Origin of the sequence: Rhizobium sp. BK275 (assembly GCF_014193555.1) — a bacterium.
Classification (GTDB): Bacteria; Pseudomonadota; Alphaproteobacteria; order Rhizobiales; family Rhizobiaceae; genus Rhizobium.
Window position 1 is genome coordinate 72811 of the sequence record NZ_JACHZL010000006.1, and the last position, 19516, is coordinate 92326.

At 59.9% G+C, this 19516-nt stretch carries 21 protein-coding genes and 1 tRNA gene; 12 read left to right on the plus strand and 10 right to left on the minus strand.

The annotated features are described in order from the left end of the window. Nucleotides 1–122 precede the first annotated feature (122 nt). On the minus strand, nt 123–743 hold the full coding sequence (locus FHT82_RS19305; RefSeq protein ID WP_007822228.1) for a J domain-containing protein: 621 nt from the start codon (nt 741–743) through the stop codon (nt 123–125). Nucleotides 744–848: 105 nt separating this feature from the next. On the opposite strand from FHT82_RS19305, the gene FHT82_RS19310 reads away from it, so the two are divergent. Further along, complete coding sequence (locus FHT82_RS19310) at nt 849–1130, plus strand: BolA family protein (RefSeq protein WP_183734308.1); 282 nt, start codon at nt 849–851, stop codon at nt 1128–1130. Between the two features lie 61 nt (nt 1131–1191). On the opposite strand, the gene FHT82_RS19315 is transcribed toward FHT82_RS19310, so the two are convergent. The 4 genes from FHT82_RS19315 to FHT82_RS19330 are packed head-to-tail and all read right to left on the minus strand — an operon-like array spanning nt 1192 to nt 4757. Then, nucleotides 1192–1671 carry a DUF2938 domain-containing protein gene (locus FHT82_RS19315; RefSeq protein WP_183734309.1) on the minus strand — a complete coding sequence of 160 codons (480 nt, stop codon included), beginning with the start codon at nt 1669–1671 and terminating at the stop codon, nt 1192–1194. A 58-nt stretch (nt 1672–1729) separates the two neighbouring features. After that, nucleotides 1730–3040, minus strand: a complete 1311-nt coding sequence (locus FHT82_RS19320) for an HlyC/CorC family transporter (RefSeq protein WP_183734310.1) — start codon at nt 3038–3040, stop codon at nt 1730–1732. Further along, nucleotides 3040–4170 (minus strand): 3-dehydroquinate synthase, encoded by a 1131-nt coding sequence (gene aroB / locus FHT82_RS19325; RefSeq protein WP_183734311.1) that lies wholly within the window; start codon nt 4168–4170, stop codon nt 3040–3042. The genes FHT82_RS19320 and aroB overlap by 1 nt, the downstream gene beginning before the upstream one ends. Further along, nucleotides 4167–4757 carry a shikimate kinase gene (locus FHT82_RS19330; protein WP_183734312.1) on the minus strand — a complete coding sequence of 197 codons (591 nt, stop codon included), beginning with the start codon at nt 4755–4757 and terminating at the stop codon, nt 4167–4169. The genes aroB and FHT82_RS19330 overlap by 4 nt, the downstream gene beginning before the upstream one ends. 148 nt (nt 4758–4905) lie before the next feature. On the opposite strand from FHT82_RS19330, the gene FHT82_RS19335 reads away from it, so the two are divergent. The 5 genes from FHT82_RS19335 to FHT82_RS19355 all read left to right on the plus strand — a co-directional run bounded on the left by FHT82_RS19335 (nt 4906) and on the right by FHT82_RS19355 (nt 8706). Beyond that, complete coding sequence (locus FHT82_RS19335; RefSeq protein WP_183734313.1) at nt 4906–5082, plus strand: hypothetical protein; 177 nt, start codon at nt 4906–4908, stop codon at nt 5080–5082. Between the two features lie 4 nt (nt 5083–5086). Then, nucleotides 5087–6040, plus strand: a complete 954-nt coding sequence (xerD, locus tag FHT82_RS19340) for a site-specific tyrosine recombinase XerD (RefSeq protein ID WP_183734314.1) — start codon at nt 5087–5089, stop codon at nt 6038–6040. A gap of 62 nt (nt 6041–6102) precedes the next feature. Further along, entirely contained in the window at nt 6103–7056 is a 954-nt protein-coding gene (locus tag FHT82_RS19345) for an acetyl-CoA carboxylase carboxyltransferase subunit alpha (protein ID WP_183734315.1), read from the plus strand. A 193-nt stretch (nt 7057–7249) separates the two neighbouring features. Next, on the plus strand, nt 7250–8476 hold the full coding sequence (locus FHT82_RS19350) for a murein L,D-transpeptidase family protein (protein WP_183734316.1): 1227 nt from the start codon (nt 7250–7252) through the stop codon (nt 8474–8476). Between the two features lie 5 nt (nt 8477–8481). Continuing rightward, entirely contained in the window at nt 8482–8706 is a 225-nt protein-coding gene (locus tag FHT82_RS19355; RefSeq protein WP_183734317.1) for a sulfurtransferase TusA family protein, read from the plus strand. 3 nt (nt 8707–8709) lie between these two features. Here FHT82_RS19355 and FHT82_RS19360 read toward each other — a convergent pair whose 3' ends face one another. Both FHT82_RS19360 and FHT82_RS19365 read right to left on the minus strand, forming a co-directional pair. Continuing rightward, nucleotides 8710–9855 carry a GTP-binding protein gene (locus FHT82_RS19360; protein ID WP_183734318.1) on the minus strand — a complete coding sequence of 382 codons (1146 nt, stop codon included), beginning with the start codon at nt 9853–9855 and terminating at the stop codon, nt 8710–8712. 9 nt (nt 9856–9864) lie between these two features. Continuing rightward, nucleotides 9865–10998 carry a D-alanyl-D-alanine carboxypeptidase family protein gene (locus FHT82_RS19365; protein WP_183734319.1) on the minus strand — a complete coding sequence of 378 codons (1134 nt, stop codon included), beginning with the start codon at nt 10996–10998 and terminating at the stop codon, nt 9865–9867. A gap of 156 nt (nt 10999–11154) precedes the next feature. On the opposite strand from FHT82_RS19365, the gene FHT82_RS19370 reads away from it, so the two are divergent. From FHT82_RS19370 to FHT82_RS19380, 3 genes are all read left to right on the plus strand, one after another. Then, entirely contained in the window at nt 11155–12318 is a 1164-nt protein-coding gene (locus FHT82_RS19370; protein ID WP_183734320.1) for a M20 aminoacylase family protein, read from the plus strand. Between the two features lie 72 nt (nt 12319–12390). Next, a tRNA-Arg gene (locus FHT82_RS19375) sits at nt 12391–12467 on the plus strand. Nucleotides 12468–12755: 288 nt separating this feature from the next. Next, nucleotides 12756–12917 (plus strand): hypothetical protein, encoded by a 162-nt coding sequence (locus FHT82_RS19380; protein WP_183734321.1) that lies wholly within the window; start codon nt 12756–12758, stop codon nt 12915–12917. 50 nt (nt 12918–12967) lie between these two features. Here FHT82_RS19380 and FHT82_RS19385 read toward each other — a convergent pair whose 3' ends face one another. Further along, entirely contained in the window at nt 12968–13258 is a 291-nt protein-coding gene (locus FHT82_RS19385; RefSeq protein ID WP_183734322.1) for a BON domain-containing protein, read from the minus strand. 60 nt (nt 13259–13318) lie between these two features. Further along, nucleotides 13319–13966 (minus strand): hypothetical protein, encoded by a 648-nt coding sequence (locus FHT82_RS19390; protein ID WP_183734323.1) that lies wholly within the window; start codon nt 13964–13966, stop codon nt 13319–13321. Between the two features lie 381 nt (nt 13967–14347). Here FHT82_RS19390 and dxr point away from each other — a divergent pair, with 381 nt between their 5' ends. Then, complete coding sequence (dxr, locus tag FHT82_RS19395; RefSeq protein ID WP_183734324.1) at nt 14348–15520, plus strand: 1-deoxy-D-xylulose-5-phosphate reductoisomerase; 1173 nt, start codon at nt 14348–14350, stop codon at nt 15518–15520. A 33-nt stretch (nt 15521–15553) separates the two neighbouring features. Here the strand turns inward: dxr and hemA are convergent, their stop codons facing one another. Next, nucleotides 15554–16768, minus strand: coding sequence for a 5-aminolevulinate synthase (gene hemA / locus FHT82_RS19400; protein ID WP_183734645.1), 1215 nt, complete (start codon nt 16766–16768; stop codon nt 15554–15556). A gap of 344 nt (nt 16769–17112) precedes the next feature. Between hemA and FHT82_RS19405 the strand changes: the two genes are divergently transcribed. Continuing rightward, nucleotides 17113–17367 (plus strand): YMGG-like glycine zipper-containing protein, encoded by a 255-nt coding sequence (locus FHT82_RS19405; protein ID WP_183734325.1) that lies wholly within the window; start codon nt 17113–17115, stop codon nt 17365–17367. 173 nt (nt 17368–17540) lie between these two features. Then, the gene (locus FHT82_RS19410; protein WP_183734326.1) at nt 17541–19469 is read left to right on the plus strand and encodes an autotransporter assembly complex family protein; all 1929 of its coding nucleotides are present in this window, start codon (nt 17541–17543) and stop codon (nt 19467–19469) included. Nucleotides 19470–19516: the final 47 nt, after the last annotated feature.

The window sequence follows — 19516 nt, forward strand, 5'->3', positions numbered from 1 at the left end:
CGCCGCGTCCGGAAGGTCGGCAGAGGCAATGTCGGGAAAACACGCAAATATATGCCGCGGTTGCCTGCGGCCTCAGCCGATGTGGACCATACCCGATTGAAGTTTAAGAGCAAGGACGGGAATTAACAAAAACCGTTCTGCTTCAATAATTGATAGGCCTGGATGACGGCGCGGAAACGCTCTTCCGAGCCGCGGTCGCCGCCGTTCGCATCGGGGTGATGCTTCTTGACCAGTTCCTTGTACTTGCTCTTGATCTCTGCAGAGGTAGCGTTCGCGGCAAGTCCCATCGTATCGAAAGCCTTGGCCTCCAGCGATTTCAGCTTGCGGGCCTGCGGGAAACGCGGGCCACTGCCCTTGCCGCCACCTTCCTTCACGAAACCGAATGGGTCACGCACGCGCGAATAGGCGCCGGAGCGAACTTCGGCATGCAGCGGGCTGTTCTTGGCATCCTTGTTGACGCCGACCGTCCAGGTGGGGCGATGACCTGTTATCGCCTCCTTCTGGTAGCGCGCGATTTCGCCGTCCGAGAGGCCGGAGAAATAATTGTATCCCTTGTTGTAGTCCTTGACGTGCTCGAAACAGAATAAAAAGAACTGGCCTTCCGCATTGCGTCCCACAGGAGCGCGATGCGTGCCTTTTTTGTCGCAGCCGTCCCACTGACAGCTTGGAGGCGCCTGTTCGGGCTCCTGCTCTCGCCTGCGGCGCGTTCGGATGCGATCGAAATATTTGGAATCAAGTCTCATGGCGGCGCTAATTATGGGGCTGCTGATTGATGACAACAAGAATTGACAAACGGGAATGTTGCTGGCTTGGTGGGAACCTTTTTCGTGAACTCAGAAGATCCGTTGATGACACTCCAGACCAGCATCGAAGAGAAGCTCAAGGCGACCTTTGCACCCGAACGCCTCTCCGTCATCAACGAGAGCCATCTGCACGCCGGCCACCAGCCGGGCATCACGGGCACCGGCGAGACGCATATGCGCATTCGCATCGTTTCTGCAAAATTCGTCGGCATGTCTCGGCTGCAACGACACAGGGCGATCACCGACCTCTTGAAGCCAGAGCTGGATGCCGGGCTTCACGCATTGGCCGTCGAGCCGGCTGCGCCGGGCGAACCGACGCGCTGGTAGAAAACCTACTTTTCATGCAATTCCGGACGCAAAACCGCCGTGCACTTTTGCGTGAATTGCTCTAACGGATAATAAGCGCTGTCGCGTAAAGCCCGAAACCAAAGACAGTATGAGCGAGCAGATTGAGCACCCGGACCTTCGTGGGGTTGGGCGTCTTCGAAGCCGCCCAGCCAAGCCCGAGACCCGGCTGCATCAGGAACCAGCCCGCACCGACGGTGACGATGCCGAGGATCCAGGCCGGCAGGAAAGTCGGCGCTGCAAACCAGGCCGGACCGACGAAGATCGCCAGCAGAATGCCGTAGAGGATTCCGACCGCGTAGTGGCCGATCCAACCGAGCGCCAGCTCGCTGGCATAGGGCTCGGCATCAGCGATACTGTCGTGAAAGACCTTGCCCTTACCGAGGTGCCAGAACCAGCGGCCGGCTGGCGCCCAGTTCGGCGACGGCGTCACGCCAAGCTTTGCGAGCAGGATCGCCCAGATATCCATGAGGACGGTCGCCCCGATGCCGATGGCGACGGATCGCCAGAGAATGTCGAACATGTCAGATCCTGTAGGATAAGCCGGCGCACGGAAATGCCGCCGATAACGGAAATCTTGGTTAGGCGGGTTTGGCCTCGTCTTCCTCGGCGGGGCGGATGCGAATCTTGGTAATGCGATTCTTCTCCCGCTTCATGACGACGAAGCGCTTGCCGTAGAAGGTGAAGGCCTGCCGCTCTTCGGGAATGGTCATCGATTCATGGATGACGAGGCCCGCGATCGTCGTCGCCTCTTCGTCCGGCAGGTTCCAGTCCAGTGCGCGGTTGAGATCGCGGATCGGTACGCCACCATCGACGACGATCGAGCCGTCTGCCTCCTGGCGCACACCCTGCATATCGATATCGTGCTCGTCGGAGATATCGCCGACGATTTCTTCGAGAATATCCTCGAGCGTCACGATGCCCTGCACCTCGCCATATTCATCGACGACCACGGCGAAATGCTGCTTGCGGCGCAGGAAGGCATTGAGCTGGTCCTCGAGATTGGTGCTGTCGGGCACGAACCAGGGTTTCTGGGCGATCTTCACGATATCGAGCTGCTGCGGCTCCATGTTCGGCTCGGCGAGCGCCCTGAGCAGATCTTTCGCGTGTACGACACCGATGATGTTATCGATCGTACCGCGCCACAGCGGCATGCGCGTATAGGGACTTTCGAGGATCGCCCGGACCACGGATTCCGGCGGATCATCGGCATTGATCGCCCGCATCGCCATGCGGTGGACCATGATATCGGAAAGCTCGAGCTCGCCGAGATCGAGTACGCCGCCGAGACGGTCACGGTCAGCCTTCACGACCGAACCCTCGCGATGCAGCAGATCGACGGCGCCGCGCAACTCCTCATGAGCCGACAGCATCGAGACTTCGCGCGACAGGTTGATCCCGAAAAGACCGAGGATCTGACGCACGATCGTGTTGACGAACGAAGAGAGCGGACCGACCACGGCGACGAAGAGCCGCGTCGGTATTGCAACATTGAGCGCAAAACGCTCCGGCGTCGAGATCGCCCAGCTCTTCGGCAGAACCTCCGCGAAGATGACAAGGATAACGGTCATGGCAAGCGTTGCCAGCGCCACGCCGGAATTGCCGAAGATCCCCAGAAATACGCTTGTCGCCAGTGACGACGACAGGATGTTGGCGAGATTGTTGCCGATCAGCAGCGCACCAATCAGCCGGTCGCGACGCTCGATGAGGGTTCTGACGAGACCGGCGCGCTCATCGCCATTGGCTTCCAGCGTGTGGATCCGGCTTCTCGAAACGGCAGTCAGCGCGGTTTCGGATCCCGAAAAGAACGCAGACATCAACACCAGGGCCACGATCGAAATGATCTCCGGCCAGTAGACCGATAAAAACGCCAGGGTACCCTCGACTGACATCAGGGATGTTTTTCCTTGAGAAAGCTGATCACTTCGGAAGCCGGCACGTCATCGGCAACGAAGGACTGGCCGATGCCGCGCGTAAGAATAAAGGTGAGCTTGCCGCCCTTGACCTTCTTGTCCTGTGCGATCGCATCCATCAGCACCTCCGCCGGCGGCAGAGCGCCTGGAATTTCCGCCATGCGTGTCGGCAGGCCGACCGCTTTCAGATGCGCCTCAACGCGGCGGGCATCGTCAGGGCTCGCGAGATTCATGCGCGCTGAAAACTCATGCGCCAGCACCATGCCGATCGAAACGCCTTCACCATGAACCAGACGGCTGCTGTCATAGGCGGTCGCAGCCTCCAGCGCATGGCCGAACGTATGGCCGAGATTGAGCAGCGCCCGCTGGCCGTTTTCCCGCTCGTCGGCAACCACGACATCCGCCTTAGCCTGGCAGCTCACCGCAATCGCCTCGATACGCGCCGAGCCGCCGGCAAACACAGCCTGCCAGTTCTTCTCCAGCCAGGCGAAGAAATCCGGCTTGTCGATCAGGCCATACTTGGCAACCTCCGCATAACCGGCGCGGAATTCGCGCTTACTCAGGGAGTTCAGGACATCCGTATCGGCGAGCACGAGATCCGGCTGATGGAAGACACCGATGAGGTTTTTGCCATGGCGGCTGTTGATGCCGGTCTTGCCGCCGACCGACGAATCCACTTGGGCGAGCAGCGAGGTCGGTACCTGTACGAAGCGCACGCCGCGCCTGACGATGCCGGCCGCAAAACCCGAGAGGTCGCCGATGACACCGCCACCAAGCGCGATGACATAGTCATTCCGTTCGACGCGGGCTTCCAGAATCTTGTCGCAGACATTGACCAGATGCTCGAAGCTCTTGGTCTTCTCGCCGGCCGGCAGCACGACATCAGCTGAGGCGATGCCGGCGGCATCGAGACTCGCCTTCAAAGCGTCGAGATAAAGCGGCGCCACATGCTCGTCAGTGATAATGGCCGCCTTGCGGCCCTTGAGCCGCGAAGCGATCTCGCCGCCCGCGCTGGCGATCAGCCCCGGCCCGATCATGATATCATAGGCTCGATCGCCGAGCGGCACATGCACCTTGCGGACGACGGAAGCGGGAGTGATCGCGTTCATGATACTGCACTTTCCTTCTGGGCCTCGACCACGGCTCTCAGCACTTCATCGGCCATGACTTCCTTGCGCACGTCGCGCGAAAGCACCGTGAGATCGGCCTCGGCATAAACGGGGTAGCGGGCATTCATCAGATTTTCGAGCGTCTGCTTCGGGTTTTCGGTCTTCAGCAGCGGACGTGTATCGCGCTTGTTGACCCGGTCCCAGAGCACATCGAGATCGGCCTTCAGCCAGACAGACAGGCCACCCTTCTTGATATGCCTGCGCGTGCGGGCGTTGATGAAGGCGCCGCCGCCGGTGGAGACAACGCGCGGACCGCCCTTCAGCAGACGCTTCATCACCCGCGCTTCGAGCGCCCGGAACTCTTCCTCTCCATAGGCCGCGAAAAGCTCCGTGATCGTCATGCGCGAGACGCGCTCGATCTCGATATCGCTGTCGATGAAGGGAACGCCGAGTTGTTGCGCGATGAGGCGCCCGACCGAGGATTTTCCGGCTCCCATAAGGCCGACGAGGATCAGATTGCGTGAACCGAGCGCGGCGCGAGCTCTGTCTCTCAGGCTGTCTGCAACGGAAACTGGGGGTTCACTCATCGGTCCATTCACACTTTGTTTGCAAACGGTATCGACAAATGTGGGTGTAGCGTCAAGTCGCGGGCAAGGGAATCATGGTCTCACTGCCGCTTCTTGCACTTGCAAACACGCTTCCTATAACAGAAGCAGAGTTCTAAGGAGTAGCCGGATGCCGAGCCTGATCCGTTTCCTGTCCGTCCTGGCGGTCATCGCCGGACTGATCTATGGAGCGATGTGGGCGCTCGTCGCCTTCGTCGAGCCTCAGGAGCGGGACGTCACCATCCGCATTCCTTCCGAGCGAGTGAACCCGCCCTCGACCGGCACGATCAATACCACGAAGAAGTGACGCGATGAACGATCTCGGCCGCGTCCACGTGGAATCATTCCTTGAAATGATGAGTGCCGAGCGCGGCGCCGCGGTCAACACGTTGCAATCCTACGAGCGCGATCTGGACGACCTTCGCTCTTTCCTGCGCGGCCGCAGCATCCGCCTGACGGAGGCGGCATCGGGCGATCTCGGTGCCTATCTGGCCTCGCTGTCCGCGCAGGGCTTCAAGCCCTCCTCGCAGGCCCGCCGGCTTGCCGCCATGCGACAGTTCTACAAATTCCTCTACGCCGAGGGCCTGCGCACTGACGACCCGACCGGCATTCTCGACGCGCCGAAGAAAGGCCGGGCACTTCCGAAGACGATGGGCGTCGAGGAAGTAACGAAACTGCTGTCCCAGGCGGAGACGGAAGCTGCCGACACAGCACCCGGCCAGCTTCATCGCCTGCGCATGCTGGCGCTGCTGGAATTGCTGTATGCGACCGGCATGCGCGTCAGCGAACTCGTCTCGCTTCCTGCCCGCGTTCTCGACCAGGAAGGCCGCTTCCTGATGATCCGGGGCAAGGGAAACAAAGAGCGTCTTGTTCCACTCTCGCAATCGGCAATCGCCGCACTGAAGTCCTACGGCCGCATGCTGGCACTGGAAAACGCAGCGTCGAAAGAACCTCAGGACAGCCCCTGGCTCTTTCCGGCCGCCTCTAAGGAAGGTTACTTGCCGCGACAGGTCTTCGCGCGCGATCTCAAGAATCTGGCAATTCGAGCCGGCCTCGCACCGTCGATGATTTCGCCGCACGTCATGCGTCACGCTTTCGCCAGCCATCTCCTGGCCAATGGCGCAGACCTGCGCGTGGTGCAGGAACTCCTCGGCCATCAGGACATTTCGACGACACAAATCTATACGCATGTTCTGGAAGAACGGCTCCAGCAACTCGTCCATACGCACCACCCCCTTGCAAAACAGGCGAAAAAGCACGAATAGGACCGGCGACAAGGGGCGGAACCAGGAAACTGTCCCGCGCACAAGGAACGGAAACGCACCTCATGCACAACTATCTCGACTTCGAAAAGCCGATCTCAGACCTCGAAGGTAAGATCATCGAGCTTAAGAAGCTGGCAACGGAAGACGAAAGCATCGACACCTCCGACGAGGTCGGCAGGCTCGAGGTCCGCGTCCGTGAGGCGATCGTCGAGATCTATTCGAAGCTCAACGCCTGGCAGAAGACGCAGGTCGCCCGCCATCCGCAGCGTCCGCATTTCGTCGATTATGCCAAGACGCTTTTCCAGGAATTCACGCCGCTTGCCGGCGACCGCAAGTTTTCGGAGGATGCCGCCATCCAGGCTGGTCTAGCCCGCTTCCGCGGCCAGCCGGTCGCAGTCATCGGTCAGGAGAAGGGCAACGACACCAAGAGCCGCCTGAAGCACAATTTCGGCAGTGCCCGTCCCGAAGGTTACCGCAAGGCGATCCGCATCCTCGAAATGGCGGATCGCTTCCAGCTTCCGGTCATCACCCTCGTCGATACCGCAGGTGCCTATCCGGGCGTCGGCGCAGAAGAGCGCGGTCAGGCCGAAGCCATCGCCCGTTCGACCGAGATGTGCCTCGGCGTGAAGGTGCCGCTGATCTCCATCGTCATCGGCGAAGGCGGCTCGGGCGGTGCGATCGCGATTGCCACCGGCAACCGCGTCTATATGCTCGAACATTCGATCTACAGCGTCATCTCGCCGGAAGGTGCCGCCTCGATCCTCTGGCGCGATTCCACCCGCGCCAAGGAAGCTGCGACCAACATGAAGATCACGGCCGAGGACCTGAAGGCGCTCGGTATCATCGACGGCATCATCCCCGAACCGCTTGGCGGCGCCCACCGCGATCCCGACAGCGTCATCGCCGCCACCGGCGATATGATCTCCAATGCACTTGCCGAAATGGCTTCCCGCTCCGGCGAACAGCTGCGCAACGACCGCCGCCAGAAATTCCTCGCAATGGGCCGCAATCTGTAAGTTCCACAAGCCGGCACAGCCGATTGGGGCCAAATCTTGGCCACAATAATGTTATCTGTAACATTGCGCTTGCAGGAGACGTCCGCGCAAGTCATAGGCTGGTAAGGATTTATCAAGTATAAGCCGCCTATGATTCCGCGCTACGCCCGGTTTCTGTAAGCGGGTTGGGTCGCATTATTGATGGGCTGATTGAATGCGCATACGTCATTTTGCCTATGTTTCGCTCATGGCGCTGGCTCTGACCGGCTGCAATGATGCATTGGAATCGGCTCAAGGCATCGACCTTTCGACCGTCAAGAACAAGGTGGAGCAGCCGCTTCCCGCCCGTATTCTTGCCGACATGTCGGCCAAGGGCATGGACCGCAACTCGCCGATCATGATCCGCATCTTCAAGGAAGAAGGTGCGCTGGAAGTCTGGAAGGCAAAGAGGGACAATCGGTTTGAGAAGATCGCCGGCTACAAGATCTGCGCCTGGTCCGGCAAGCTCGGCCCGAAGGTCAAGACCGGCGACCGGCAGGCGCCGGAAGGCTTCTACAACCTCAGCCGCGCCAACCTGAATCCCAATTCCAAATATTACCTGGCGATCAACACCGGTTTTCCGAACCGCTATGATGCCGTCAACGGTCGCACCGGCAGCGACCTGATGATCCACGGCGCCTGCTCGTCGTCGGGCTGCTATTCGATGACCGACCAGCAGGTTCTGGAAATCTACGCCTTTGCCCGTGACGCCTTCAAGGGCGGCCAGGAAAGCGTGCAGCTTCAGGCCTTTCCCTTCCGCATGACCGCCGAGAACATGGTCAAGCACCGTCTCGATACGAACTATGATTTCTGGAAGATGCTGAAGGTCGGCTACGACAATTTCGAAGTCACCAAGCGCCCGCCGGAAGTGAATGTCTGCGAGAAGAAATACGTCTTCAACCAGCAGGCCACCGATGGCAGCAGCTTCAATCCGGCCGGCGCGTGCCCGGCCATGTCGACGCCGCCGGCGCTGACGGCCGCTCTCGCTTCCTACGGTAAGACCTATGATGCCGAATACCAGACGGCCCTGAAAAAATATGACGGCCTTGCCTGGTACGACCCAACCGAAGCCGAGCGTAAGGCTGTCGTCGCCAAGCTGCGCAAGGGCCGTGAACTCGCCTATGCTCCAACCGGCACGTCGCTGGAAGCCGGCCGCATGGTCAAGGTTGCCGAACTCGAAGACATGATGGCCAATCAGGCCGCGAAGAGCGTTGCTGCCAAGACCGCAGCGACTGCGACACCGACGACGCAGGCTCAAGCCACGACCGTCGCTGCAGCGCTGCCGGCCAATATTCCGGTGCCGATGCAGAACCCGCTGGCCTATGCCGCGCCCGAGCCCGCGCCGCAGGAAACCGCCGACGCCACCAAGAAGCCGTTCTGGAAGTTCTGGGCCAGGAACTGATCGGCTTGGACGCCATTCTCTACGATCTGCGCGGGCTGAAATGCCCGCTCCCCGTCATCAAGACGCGCAAGAAGCTGACGGCCATGCCGAGCGGTGCAATGATCCTCGTCGACACCAGCGATCCGCTTGCCGCCATCGACATCCCGCATTTCTGCAATGAAGATGGCCACGAGCTTGTCAGCACGGAAAAGACCGAGCGCGGCCACCGTTTCCTGATCCGCAAGCGTTGATCGTTAGATCCGCATTCCAGGAATGGCGAGCGGGTTATCACTGAGCGCAGCCCGATCGGGCGTATCGATCCGCGGCTTGCCGAGGAAGGCATCGAAGAGATCTTTCACGAAAGCCTCCGGCAGATCCTTGGTGATCAGCACCATGCGCGTGCGTCGGTCCTCAGGATCCGGCCAGGCGGCAAGCCGCACCGGCGGGTGGAAGATGCTCTGAACGCCATGCAGCACCAGCGGGCGCTCCGGCCGGTCTGAGGTGGCAATGATCGCCTTCATGCGCAGAAGCTTTTCCCCATGCGCTGAACGCAGGAGATCGATGAACATTTCGAGCGCCATCGGATCGATCGCCTTCTCCTCGATGATCGAGAAGGAACGGATCGACGCATCGTGACGATTGACGTCGTGCGGGTCCTGATGCTCGTGGCCATGATGGTGGTGGTGATGACCGTGATCATGGTCATGGGGATGATGATGCCCCTCATGCTCATCCTCATCATGCAGCCAGCGGCGGACGTCGGCGATCTTCGTCGCGGGGTCGTAAAGCCCGTTGATGAGCACATGTGCCGTGCCAGCTTCCTCGCTGTCAGCATCCATGAGGGATGCACGCGGATTGAGGCCCCGCAAACGCGCCATCAGCGCATCCGTATCGCCTGCTATGCTCTTCTTTGAGACAATCAACCGGTCGGCGACAGCCGCCTGCTTGCGCGCCTCCTCGTAATTGTCGAGCGTCTGTAGACCGTTCACGGCATCGATGACGGTCACGACGCCGTCGAGCTCGAAATTCTGCGCAATGATTGGATTACCCATGATCGCCTGCATGACGGGAGCCGGATCGGCAAGGCCGGTCGTTTCGATGACCACGCGCCTGACAGGCTTCACACGGCCCGTCTGCACAGCATCCATGAGGTTCGCCAGCGTATCGACCAGTTCGCCGCGCACGGTGCAGCAGAGGCAGCCGTCGGAGAGCTCGATGATGGAATCACCGGAGCTTTCGACCAGCAGATGGTCGATGCCGACATCGCCGAATTCGTTGATGATGACGGCCGCATCCTTCATGGCAGGATCTTTGAGGATGCGGTTCAGGAGCGTCGATTTACCGGCACCGAGGAAGCCGGTCAGGATGGTGACCGGGATCTTGTCGCTGAACGTGCTCATGATGTTTCCTCAGAAGGACTTCGGCCGCGGGAGCGGAACCGGTACGTTGGCGAGCGCTTCGACCGCATCGCCCTTGGCAGACTTATCGTTCTGGGCGACCGGCTGCGGATCCTGGCCCGGAATGAGGCCGGCAAACACGAATTGCGGCTCGTGATCCATCTCGTGGATATAGGGCGACTGCACCTTCATGCGGCCAACCTCATCACGCGTCTCGCTGCGTATCTTTGCGCCCTTGGCGCTGCAGATATCGGCTGTGATGTCGTTCACCTGGTCCTGTCCGGGACCGTAAGGTTTCAGAGAGCCCAGCGTATCGTTCGCCGCAAACTGCGTGGTGAAGCCCTTCTGCAGTAGGTTGGCGGTGGCATCGGCGCGGGCCGCCAGGCTGTCGGTGCCGAGAACGACGGAAACCAGCGTCCGGCCGTTGCGCGTCGCAGAACCGATCTGGTTGAAGCCTGAAGCGCAGATGAAGCCGGTCTTCATGCCGTCAGCGCCGGCAAAGCGGCCGATCAGCATGTTGATATTCGGGACGTTCTGCTTGCCGTTCGTAAAGCCTTCCAGCGAGAAATAGCCGGCATATTGCGGGAAGTCGCGGCGCAGCGCCACCGTCAGGATCGCAAGGTCGCGGGCCGTCGTATACTGGCCGTTGCCCGGCAGGCCGTTCGGATTGACGAAATGCGAATCCGACATGCCAAGCTTCGCCGCCTCGGAATTCATGCGCACGACAAAAGCTTCCTGAGTGCCGCCGACCGCTTCGGCAACGGCAACGGCGATGTCATTGGCCGACTTCACCATCAGGATCTTCAACGCGCTGTCGAGCGTGAATTTCTGGCCCGGCTTGAAGCCCATCTTGGCCGGCGGCGCGGACGCGGCCCGCTTGCTCATGACGACGGGTGTGTCGAGGTTGATCTGGCCAGAGCGGATCGCATCGAACACCGTATAGACGGTCATCAGCTTGGTCAGCGAAGCCGGATACCATTTGCGGAAAGCTTCCTCATGCTCCAGCACCCGTCCGGTCTGCACGTCAACGAGGATATGCGGGTTGGCCTCGGCAAGTGTAACGGACGAGACAAGAACCGCTGTTGCTGTCGCTATAAAAGAAAACGGCCGCAAAGCGGCGAACAAACGATCGTGGCGCGTCGACAAGTGCTCGTCCTTCAGGGAATTATCTCGAAACCTTCCCCTATTTACCCTATATGGCTATGACATGGCAAAGGTCATTGACTAAGTTATTTCCAAGGCATCACGCCCTTGTGATGCTTTCAGACAGGCCCCACGCATTTCATTCACAGGAAGCCAAGAATGCCGATTCTGAATAGAGCCGCCGAACTTCAGGATGAAGTCGCAGAGTGGCGCCGCCACATCCATGCGCGGCCGGAACTTCTCTTCGCAGTCGAAAATACGGCCGCCTTCGTTGCTGAAAAGCTTAAGGAATTCGGCGTCGACGAAATCGTCACCGGCATCGGCCGCACCGGTGTTGTCGGCCTCATCAAGGGCAAGGGAGAAGCCAATCGCACGGTCGGCCTGCGCGCCGATATGGACGCCCTGCCGCTCACCGAGATCACCGGCAAGCCCTGGGCCTCGAAAACGCCGGGAAAAATGCATGCCTGCGGCCATGACGGCCATACCGCCATGCTGCTCGGCGCTGCGAAATACCTCGCCGAGACCCGCAACTTCAATGGCAATGTCGCCGTGATCTTCCAGCCGGCCGAAGAAGGCGGCGGTGGCGGCAACCTGATGGTCAAGGACGGCATGATGGAGCGCTTCGGCATCGAAGAGGTCTACGGCATGCACAATCTGCCGGGCCTGCCCGTCGGCCAGTTCGCCACCCGCAAAGGCCCCATCATGGCGGCAACCGACGAGTTCACCGTCACCATCAAGGGCCGCGGCGGCCACGCCGCGCAGCCGCACCGCACGATCGACCCGATCGCGACAGGCGCCCAGATCGTCACGAACCTGCAGATGATCGCCTCACGCAGCGTCGATCCGCTTCGCTCGGTCGTGGTCTCCGTCACCAAGTTCAACGCCGGTTTCGCCCATAACGTCATCCCCAATGACGCAACCATCGCCGGCACGATCCGCACGCTGGACGAAGACGTGCGCGCCCAGGCCGAAGCACGCCTGCGCCAGGTCGTCGAAGGCATCTGCGCTGCCCATGGTGCCGAAGCCGACATCAATTTCCATCGCAACTATCCCGTCACCCTCAACCATGCCGACGAGACGGAACATGCCGTTGCTGTCGCCAGCGACATTGCCGGCGAAGCCAACGTCAATTCCGAAGTCGACCCGATGATGGGCGGCGAAGATTTCTCCTACATGCTGAACGCCCGCCCCGGTGCCTTCATCTTCATCGGCAACGGCGATACCGCCGGTCTGCATAACCCCGCCTACGACTTCAACGATGAGGCAATCGCCCACGGCATTTCCTATTGGGTCCGCCTTGCCGAACAACGTCTCGGCGCCTGAAACGAAACGACATTGGATATACCGAAAAGGCTTGGCTTCGCGCCAAGCCTTTTGTATGCATGGCATCCGAGTGGTCCCGTAGCTCAGCAGGATAGAGCATCAGATTCCTAATCTGAGGGTCACGCGTTCGAATCGCGTCGGGATCACCATCCTCTCACCGATATCTAGATCGCCATCGCATGGCGCGTTTTTCGCCAGCATTGAAAACACCGCCACGATCCATCCGCCGATGAAGCCGATTGCCGCCCAGACGAGACTGCGGCGAGGCGACTCGAATGGTGCGCGTTCACATCCACGGTCAGGTCACGCTCAAGAAAACTAGATTCTGCCGCTGAAGGCGCCAACCGGTTGGGGAGACCAGCCGGGTCTTTCTTTTCTGAAACATGCGGAACTTCAGGAATCTCTCCGCGTTAAGCGACAAAACGGGAGTATCCGCCATGCGTATTCGAATAATTCTGGTTGCGATCGGCTTCGTCGTCAGCGGCCTGCTGCTGGCAATCGCCCATCAGCCGCATGGCCCCGTTCCCACACCGAAGACCGATCGGCTTGTCGGCGAGAAAGCCCCCGCCGGTTTTCTGCCGGAACGCTTTGCCGGCTGATCAGCTGAGCGACGGTTTGCGCGCGACGACGGTTAATGTTCTGCTAGTGGTTAATGTCGAACGTCAACCATCGAGCCAGTGAGCAAAATACGGTTTCGCACTGTATGAACGCCTTCAACTGTTCTTGCGATGACTGTTGCCCGTTCGATTTCGTCGACCGTACCGACGCTGCCGCTCAGAACGATCTCGTCGCCTTCGGACGTCACCTCGACATCGGCTGCGTCAATGCCGCCGGCAACCGCCAGCGCATTGGCGACCGCAGCTTCCAGTGTGGCGCGATTGGCATATTCAGCCTCCGCTTCGGGCTGACGACCGTGAAATGTCTGTTCCTTGAAGACCATCGTTCTGTCCTCCTTGGTGGTGAAGAAGAAGAAACGCAGTCGACAGGACTTTGGTTTCGCCTACCAGCGAAGCTGATAGTTCAAATTGACATTTCCCGTCCGCCCCGTCGAAAGCGGGTCGGACACGGACGCGTTCAATCCGAGGTTGGGCAAGATGTTCTGGCTGACGGCGACGGTGCTGGAAAAGTCGCCGCTGACATCACTGATGCTGCTCCCGGCCGAAATCGATGTGCCGGTCCACGGATAGATCAGCTTGACCGCCTGCGAAGCCGACACCGTCGCTTGACGCGCATCGACGGCGTTGTAACCGAAGCTCACCGCACGGGTCGTCTGCATGTCGAGCGAATCCGAGAGGATCCAACTGCGCGAGCGGCTGAGCATCAACGCGCCACTGCCGCGCAAAGTATCGACCTGCAGCGTCACATCCTGCTGCGCACGGCTGGCCGGCGTAACGCTCACCTTCTGCAGCTTGCCCCAAAGCATCGCCTGGCCGGAAGCCGGCAGCGGTGCCCCGCTCTTGTTGGAGGCAAGCGCGAAATCCGCACCGGCGCTCGTTTCCCATTCCATCGGCAAACGAAACCCGACCGTCGTCTTATAGGAACGGTTGGACACCTTCACCGGCGACCAGATCACCAGGTCATCCGCAAATACGGGATTGGCCAGCGGCAGAAGGGCAAAAACAAAGCATACAATCTTTATTTTCGTCATAATATCGTATCGTTTTGAACTTGCACGCCGATAGCACCAACCATGGGCACAGAGCGGACGTGGAAGCGCTCGCGTCGAACGCAATGAAGGATGGCGCAAACACGCAATCCCGGTTCAGTCTTCGATTTTTGTTTGGCTATCGGCCAGTGGCATAAATTTGCCGGTTGCTCGTCGGACGCATTGGTGCCCAGCGGATTTGCCTTTCGACCGTAACCGACCGCAGCAAATGATCATCCTCGTAAGGACATTTATCAGCATCACATCATGGCGGAGTTAAGTAAACCCCTCTGGAGTTGAAATTTGCTGCACCGCACACTTGCTGCCTCCCGCGATCCCCTGTAGAGCCGAGGGCAAATATGCATTTTTCTTGCGAAATCGACCATGACGGGCAAAATCGCGCCTCGGCGCCTCAGCATCTTCGGTTCGACAGGCTCGATCGGCCAAAATACGCTTGATGTCATCGATCATCTGGGCGGCCGGGACAAATTCGAAATTTCCGTCCTGACCGGCAACGGCAATGTGGAATTGCTGGCGCAACAAGCGAAATCGGCGGGCGCGCATCTGGCCGTCATTGCCAATGACCAGCATTACGAATCGCTGAAGAGTGAGCTTTCTGGCAGCGGCATTGCGGTCGCCGCGGGCAAATCCGGGCTGATGGAGGCCGCAGACCGCGAGGCGGACTGGGTGATGGCAGCCATCGTCGGCACAGCCGGCCTTGCACCCACACTTGCAGCGGCACGCCGCGGCGCCGATATCGCGCTTGCCAACAAGGAATGTCTGGTCGCGGCCGGCGATCTGTTCATCGAGTCGGTGAAAAACGGCGGCGGCAAGCTGTTGCCCGTCGACAGCGAACATAATGCGATCTTCCAGGTGCTGGAGGAAAACCAGCGCCATGCCGTGGAACGTGTCATCCTGACGGCATCAGGCGGTCCCTTCCGTACCTCCTCGCTGGAGGAGATGGCCAATGTTACGGTCGAGACGGCGCGCGCCCATCCGAGATGGTCTATGGGCCTGAAGATCTCCATCGACAGTGCGTCGCTGTTCAACAAGGCGCTGGAGATGATCGAGGCGAAGCACCTTTTCGGCCTGCGCCCCGAACAGGTAGAGGTGATCGTTCATCCGCAGTCGGTCATCCATTCGATGGTCGGCTATACGGATGGCTCGGTGCTGGCACAGCTCGGCGCGCCGGATATGCGCACCGCAATCGGCTACGCCCTTTCCCATCCGCGCCGGGCGAACCTGCCGATCGAGCGGCTGGATTTCGCCAAGCTCGCGCGGCTGGACTTCGAGGCTCCGGATGAAAAACGTTTCCCTGCCCTGCGGCTTGCCCGACTGGCAATGACGCGCGGCGGCGTCCAGGGCGCGGTGCTGAACGGCGCCAAGGAGGTCGCACTCGAAGCCTTCATCGAGGGCCGCCTGCCCTTCCTTGCCATGGCCGAGATCACCGAAAAAGTCATGGACGATCTCATCGATCTGCCGGCAGCCGCGACGATGGACGATGTCTTCGCTGCAGACAAAGAAGCCCGGCAGCGGGCTGCCGGGCTCATCCGATAAAGAAATTTTCCTGAAAAATCAGGCGACGTGACATCAAGCGACGTGTCGGGCAAGCGCGCAGCGCGACCAGAGCGAATGCAGCGCGCCGACGAGATGCTCGATATCGGTATCCGAATGCAGCGGCGTCGGCGTGATACGCAGGCGCTCGGTCTTCTTCGGCACCGTCGGATAGTTGATCGGCTGCACATAGACGCCGAAATTGTCGAGCAGCAGATCCGAGATCCACTTGCACTTGGCGGCATCGCCAACCATGACGGGGACGATATGGCTGGGGTTCGGCATGTGCGGAATGCCCTGTTGGTCAAGCAACATGCGCAACTTTCGCACGCGGTCCTGATGGCGAGCCCGCTCGAAGGGGCTTGCCTTGAGATGCCGGATCGACGCAACCGATCCGGCAGCGAGGGCCGGCGGCAGCGACGTCGTGAAGATGAAGCCCGACGCAAAAGAGCGGATGAAATCGCAGAGCGCGGTGGAAGCGGCGATATAACCGCCCATGACGCCGAATGCCTTGGCAAGCGTGCCTTCGATGACGGTGATGCGATCCATCAGGCCTTCGCGCTCGGCAATGCCGCCACCGCGCGGACCGTACATGCCGACGGCATGCACTTCGTCGAGATAAGTCATGGCGCCATACTTGTCGGCGAGATCGCAGATTTCCTTGATCGGCGCGATATCGCCATCCATCGAATAGACGGATTCGAAGGCGATGAGCTTCGGTGCCTTGGGATCGGCAGCAGCCAGTTTGGCTTCGAGGTCGGCGACGTCATTGTGCTTCCAGATGACCTTCTCGCACTTGGCGTAGCGGATGCCCTCGATCATCGAGGCATGGTTGAAAGCATCGGAGAAGATGATGAGGCCGGGGATCCTGGCACCGAGCGTGCCGAGCGCTGCCCAGTTGGAAACATAGCCGGATGTGAAGGTCAGCGCGGCTTCCTTGCCATGCAGATCGGCGAGTTCCTGCTCGAGCAGAACATGGTGGTGGTTGGTGCCAGAGATATTCCGGGTGCCTCCCGCACCCGCGCCACAGTGATCGATGGCTTCTTTCATCGCCTCGATCACCTTGGGGTGTTGGCCCATGCCGAGATAATCGTTGGAGCACCAGACGGTCACTTCCTGTTCGCCATCAGCCGTGTGGCGGGTCGCACGCGGAAAGTTACCGCGATGGCGCTCCAGGTCGGCAAAAACGCGGTAACGGCCCTCCGTGTGAAGCCCGTCCAACTCGCTTTTGAAAAACGCTTCGAAATCCATCATATGCTCCAGTTCGTACGGCTGTTTTCTTGCTGAGACGGCAACCGTACGTCAACCCTTGGTCCCTGCTTTACCATCAACTGCGGCAAAAGGCGCAGACTTTTGAATGATTCCAGATAAAAAATATGCGAGCCGCGGTCAGCGAATTTGATCGACGTCAATTCCGGGAAAAATTTCTCGAAACTCCTGCTTTTAATCGTGGAAAGAAACCCGCGCCTTACGAAAAAAGGTCCGGTGATGGTGGACAAGCCCTTCTTGCGACATAATTTCCGGGCTAGCCTGCGAAAAAACAGGTTAGGGACGACGTCCGCCCGCTGGGGCGCCAAAAACCTCGGAGAGAAGAGATGAAAAGAGTCCTCGTATTCGCATTGATCGGCCTTTCGATCGCAAGCTGTACACCCACCCAGCAAGGCGCCGGCATCGGCGCAGCGTCGGGTGCCGTTATCGGGGGCGTGGTCACCGGCGACGTGCGCGGCGCGGCAGTCGGCGCAGCGATCGGCGGCGTTTCGGGCGCATTGATCGGCAGGGTCGCAGAGCAACCTGGCCAGTGCTATTATCGGGACCGGTATGGTCGCCGCTACATTGATGATTGCCGCTGAGATCTGCAATCAGAATGGGAAAAACGGAAATCCCGGACCCTCGTCCGGGATTTTTTTGTGCTAAATTAGTGCGTCAGCAGTTTAAATTGGTACACGTGACGGGATTTTGCCGCTAAGCTCATTGTTGGCTGGGCAACGCAGAGCTTCATTTTAATGTAACCCAAAAGCGGCGTATGCGGATTAGAGGGACGGGCCTGAGAACTGGTATTGCGTATCGAGCAGGCGCCGTGGTGGTGGTCGCAGCGGCGGCTGCATTTTCGCCGATCCTCGTGGGCAACGCTTACGCATTCAAGCTTTTTGGCATCACCATATTCGGCAAGGACGAGGACGAGAACCTGCAGGTGCCCGATCCCGTACACTATGACGTCGATCTCGAAACCGGGACAGCCGATCGCGACCTCAAGGAGGCGCTGGAAAACAGCTCCCGTCTCGTAGGCGACAAGGATCGTCCGGTTTCAGGCGATCTAGGCGTTGTCGTGAAAGCCCGCGACGACCGCGATAGACTGATCGCCACGCTCTACGAAAAGGCGCGCTATGGCGGCGTGGTAACCATCACCATCGACGGCCGCAACATCAACGACCTGCCGCCGAATCCGACCTTCGACCGCTCCAAACCGATCCCGGTCAAAGTTGACATCGCGCCCGGCCCGGTCTTCACCGTCAATGAAGTCCAGTTCGGCGGTGATGCCGCACAGCGCAATCCCGCCGATTACGATCTCGCCCCAGGCGAACAGGCAGGTTCGCTCGCCATCGTCAAGGCGGGCGACACGATCGTCGACCAGTTGAAGAGTGAGGGCAGACCCTTCGCCAAGCTGACCGAGCGTCGCGTGGTGGCCAATCACCGAACGAATACCGTCGATGTCGTCCTCGCTGCCGAAGGCGGCCCGGTTGCTCCGATCGGCGATGTCGGCGTCACGGGCGAAAACAGGGTCAAGCCGGAATTCATCCAGCGCTATTCGCGTCTGCAGAAGGGCGAAGCCTATTCGCCCGAGGCACTGAGGAGAGCAGGCGAACGCCTGCGCGCGCTTGGCGTCTTCTCCAGCGTCACGATCCACGAAGGCGACGCACTGGCCGCCGACGGCACTTTGCCAATGACGATCGAGGTTTCCGAAGGCAAACGGCGCTACCTTGGCATAGGCGCGCAATATTCGACGATCGACGGCTTCGGCGTCAACGGCTACTGGGGCCACCGCAACCTGTTCGGCGAGGCCGAATCGCTGCGCATCGAGGGCGCCGTCTCGCGTCTCGGCGAAGCGTCCGACCTCGGCGATCTCGATTATTCCGCCGGCATTCTCTTTACGAAACCGGGCTTTATCCACCCGTCCGCCACCCTGAAGGCCGGCATTGTCGCCAAGACGGAAAATCCGGATGCCTATAATGCAAAGCTCATCACCGCCTCGCTCGGCATCTCCTACGAACTGACGGATCGGGACACCATTTCCGCGGCCGGCGAGTTGAGCTTCGAGAACGACGACGACGACGCCTTCGGCAACAATAACTATCTGACCTTTACGTTGCCGATCACCTATGATCGCGATGCCCGCGACGACAAATTCAATCCGACCAGCGGCTATCACGCGACGCTCTCGGCAAAACCTGGCTACGAATTCTTCAACGGTACGATCTACTCCGCCTTCGAGGGCTCGATATCAGGCTATCTCGGTCTCGGCGCCGAGGACGACATCGTGCTGGCCGCCAAGCTCGCAGCCGGCACGCTGATCGGCGGCGACGGCGTTCAGGATATTCCCGCTACCCAGCGTTTCTTCGCCGGCGGCGGCGGTTCGGTGCGCGGCTACGGATACCAGGAAATCTCACCGCGTAACGAAAACGGCGATGAGACCGGCGGCCGCTCCTTTGTGACCGCCTCCTTCGAGGCGCGCGTCAAGATCACCGATACGATTGGCGTCGTACCCTTCATCGATGTCGGTACGGTTTCGGACAGCATCGCGCCCGATTTCTCCGATATCAGGGCCGGTGCGGGCGCCGGTATCCGTTATGCAACACCTTTCGGCCCTCTTCGGCTTGATTTCGCCGTACCTTTGAACAAGTACGACGGTGGGACGGATTATGGAATTTATGCCGGCATAGGCCAGTCGTTCTAGGCCATTCATTACAGGAAGGCCGATCTCACAGTGTTTTCCGACCTGTG

Bases quoted from the DNA above. Each gene is read 5' to 3' on its own strand.
- FHT82_RS19410 (WP_183734326.1), top strand. From the start codon at position 17,541: ATGCGGATTAGAGGGACGGGCCTGAGAACTGGTATTGCGTATCGAGCA.
- FHT82_RS19320 (WP_183734310.1), bottom strand. From the start codon at position 3,040: ATGTCAGTCGAGGGTACCCTGGCGTTTTTATCGGTCTACTGGCCGGAG.
- FHT82_RS19380 (WP_183734321.1), top strand. From the start codon at position 12,756: ATGCGTATTCGAATAATTCTGGTTGCGATCGGCTTCGTCGTCAGCGGC.
- aroB (WP_183734311.1), bottom strand. From the start codon at position 4,170: ATGAACGCGATCACTCCCGCTTCCGTCGTCCGCAAGGTGCATGTGCCG.
- FHT82_RS19345 (WP_183734315.1), top strand. From the start codon at position 6,103: ATGCACAACTATCTCGACTTCGAAAAGCCGATCTCAGACCTCGAAGGT.
- xerD (WP_183734314.1), top strand. From the start codon at position 5,087: ATGAACGATCTCGGCCGCGTCCACGTGGAATCATTCCTTGAAATGATG.
- FHT82_RS19310 (WP_183734308.1), top strand. From the start codon at position 849: ATGACACTCCAGACCAGCATCGAAGAGAAGCTCAAGGCGACCTTTGCA.
- FHT82_RS19390 (WP_183734323.1), bottom strand. From the start codon at position 13,966: ATGACGAAAATAAAGATTGTATGCTTTGTTTTTGCCCTTCTGCCGCTG.
- FHT82_RS19315 (WP_183734309.1), bottom strand. From the start codon at position 1,671: ATGTTCGACATTCTCTGGCGATCCGTCGCCATCGGCATCGGGGCGACC.
- FHT82_RS19360 (WP_183734318.1), bottom strand. From the start codon at position 9,855: ATGAGCACGTTCAGCGACAAGATCCCGGTCACCATCCTGACCGGCTTC.
- FHT82_RS19335 (WP_183734313.1), top strand. From the start codon at position 4,906: ATGCCGAGCCTGATCCGTTTCCTGTCCGTCCTGGCGGTCATCGCCGGA.
- FHT82_RS19330 (WP_183734312.1), bottom strand. From the start codon at position 4,757: ATGAGTGAACCCCCAGTTTCCGTTGCAGACAGCCTGAGAGACAGAGCT.
- dxr (WP_183734324.1), top strand. From the start codon at position 14,348: ATGACGGGCAAAATCGCGCCTCGGCGCCTCAGCATCTTCGGTTCGACA.
- FHT82_RS19385 (WP_183734322.1), bottom strand. From the start codon at position 13,258: ATGGTCTTCAAGGAACAGACATTTCACGGTCGTCAGCCCGAAGCGGAG.
- FHT82_RS19370 (WP_183734320.1), top strand. From the start codon at position 11,155: ATGCCGATTCTGAATAGAGCCGCCGAACTTCAGGATGAAGTCGCAGAG.
- FHT82_RS19405 (WP_183734325.1), top strand. From the start codon at position 17,113: ATGAAAAGAGTCCTCGTATTCGCATTGATCGGCCTTTCGATCGCAAGC.
- FHT82_RS19350 (WP_183734316.1), top strand. From the start codon at position 7,250: ATGCGCATACGTCATTTTGCCTATGTTTCGCTCATGGCGCTGGCTCTG.
- hemA (WP_183734645.1), bottom strand. From the start codon at position 16,768: ATGGATTTCGAAGCGTTTTTCAAAAGCGAGTTGGACGGGCTTCACACG.
- FHT82_RS19305 (WP_007822228.1), bottom strand. From the start codon at position 743: ATGAGACTTGATTCCAAATATTTCGATCGCATCCGAACGCGCCGCAGG.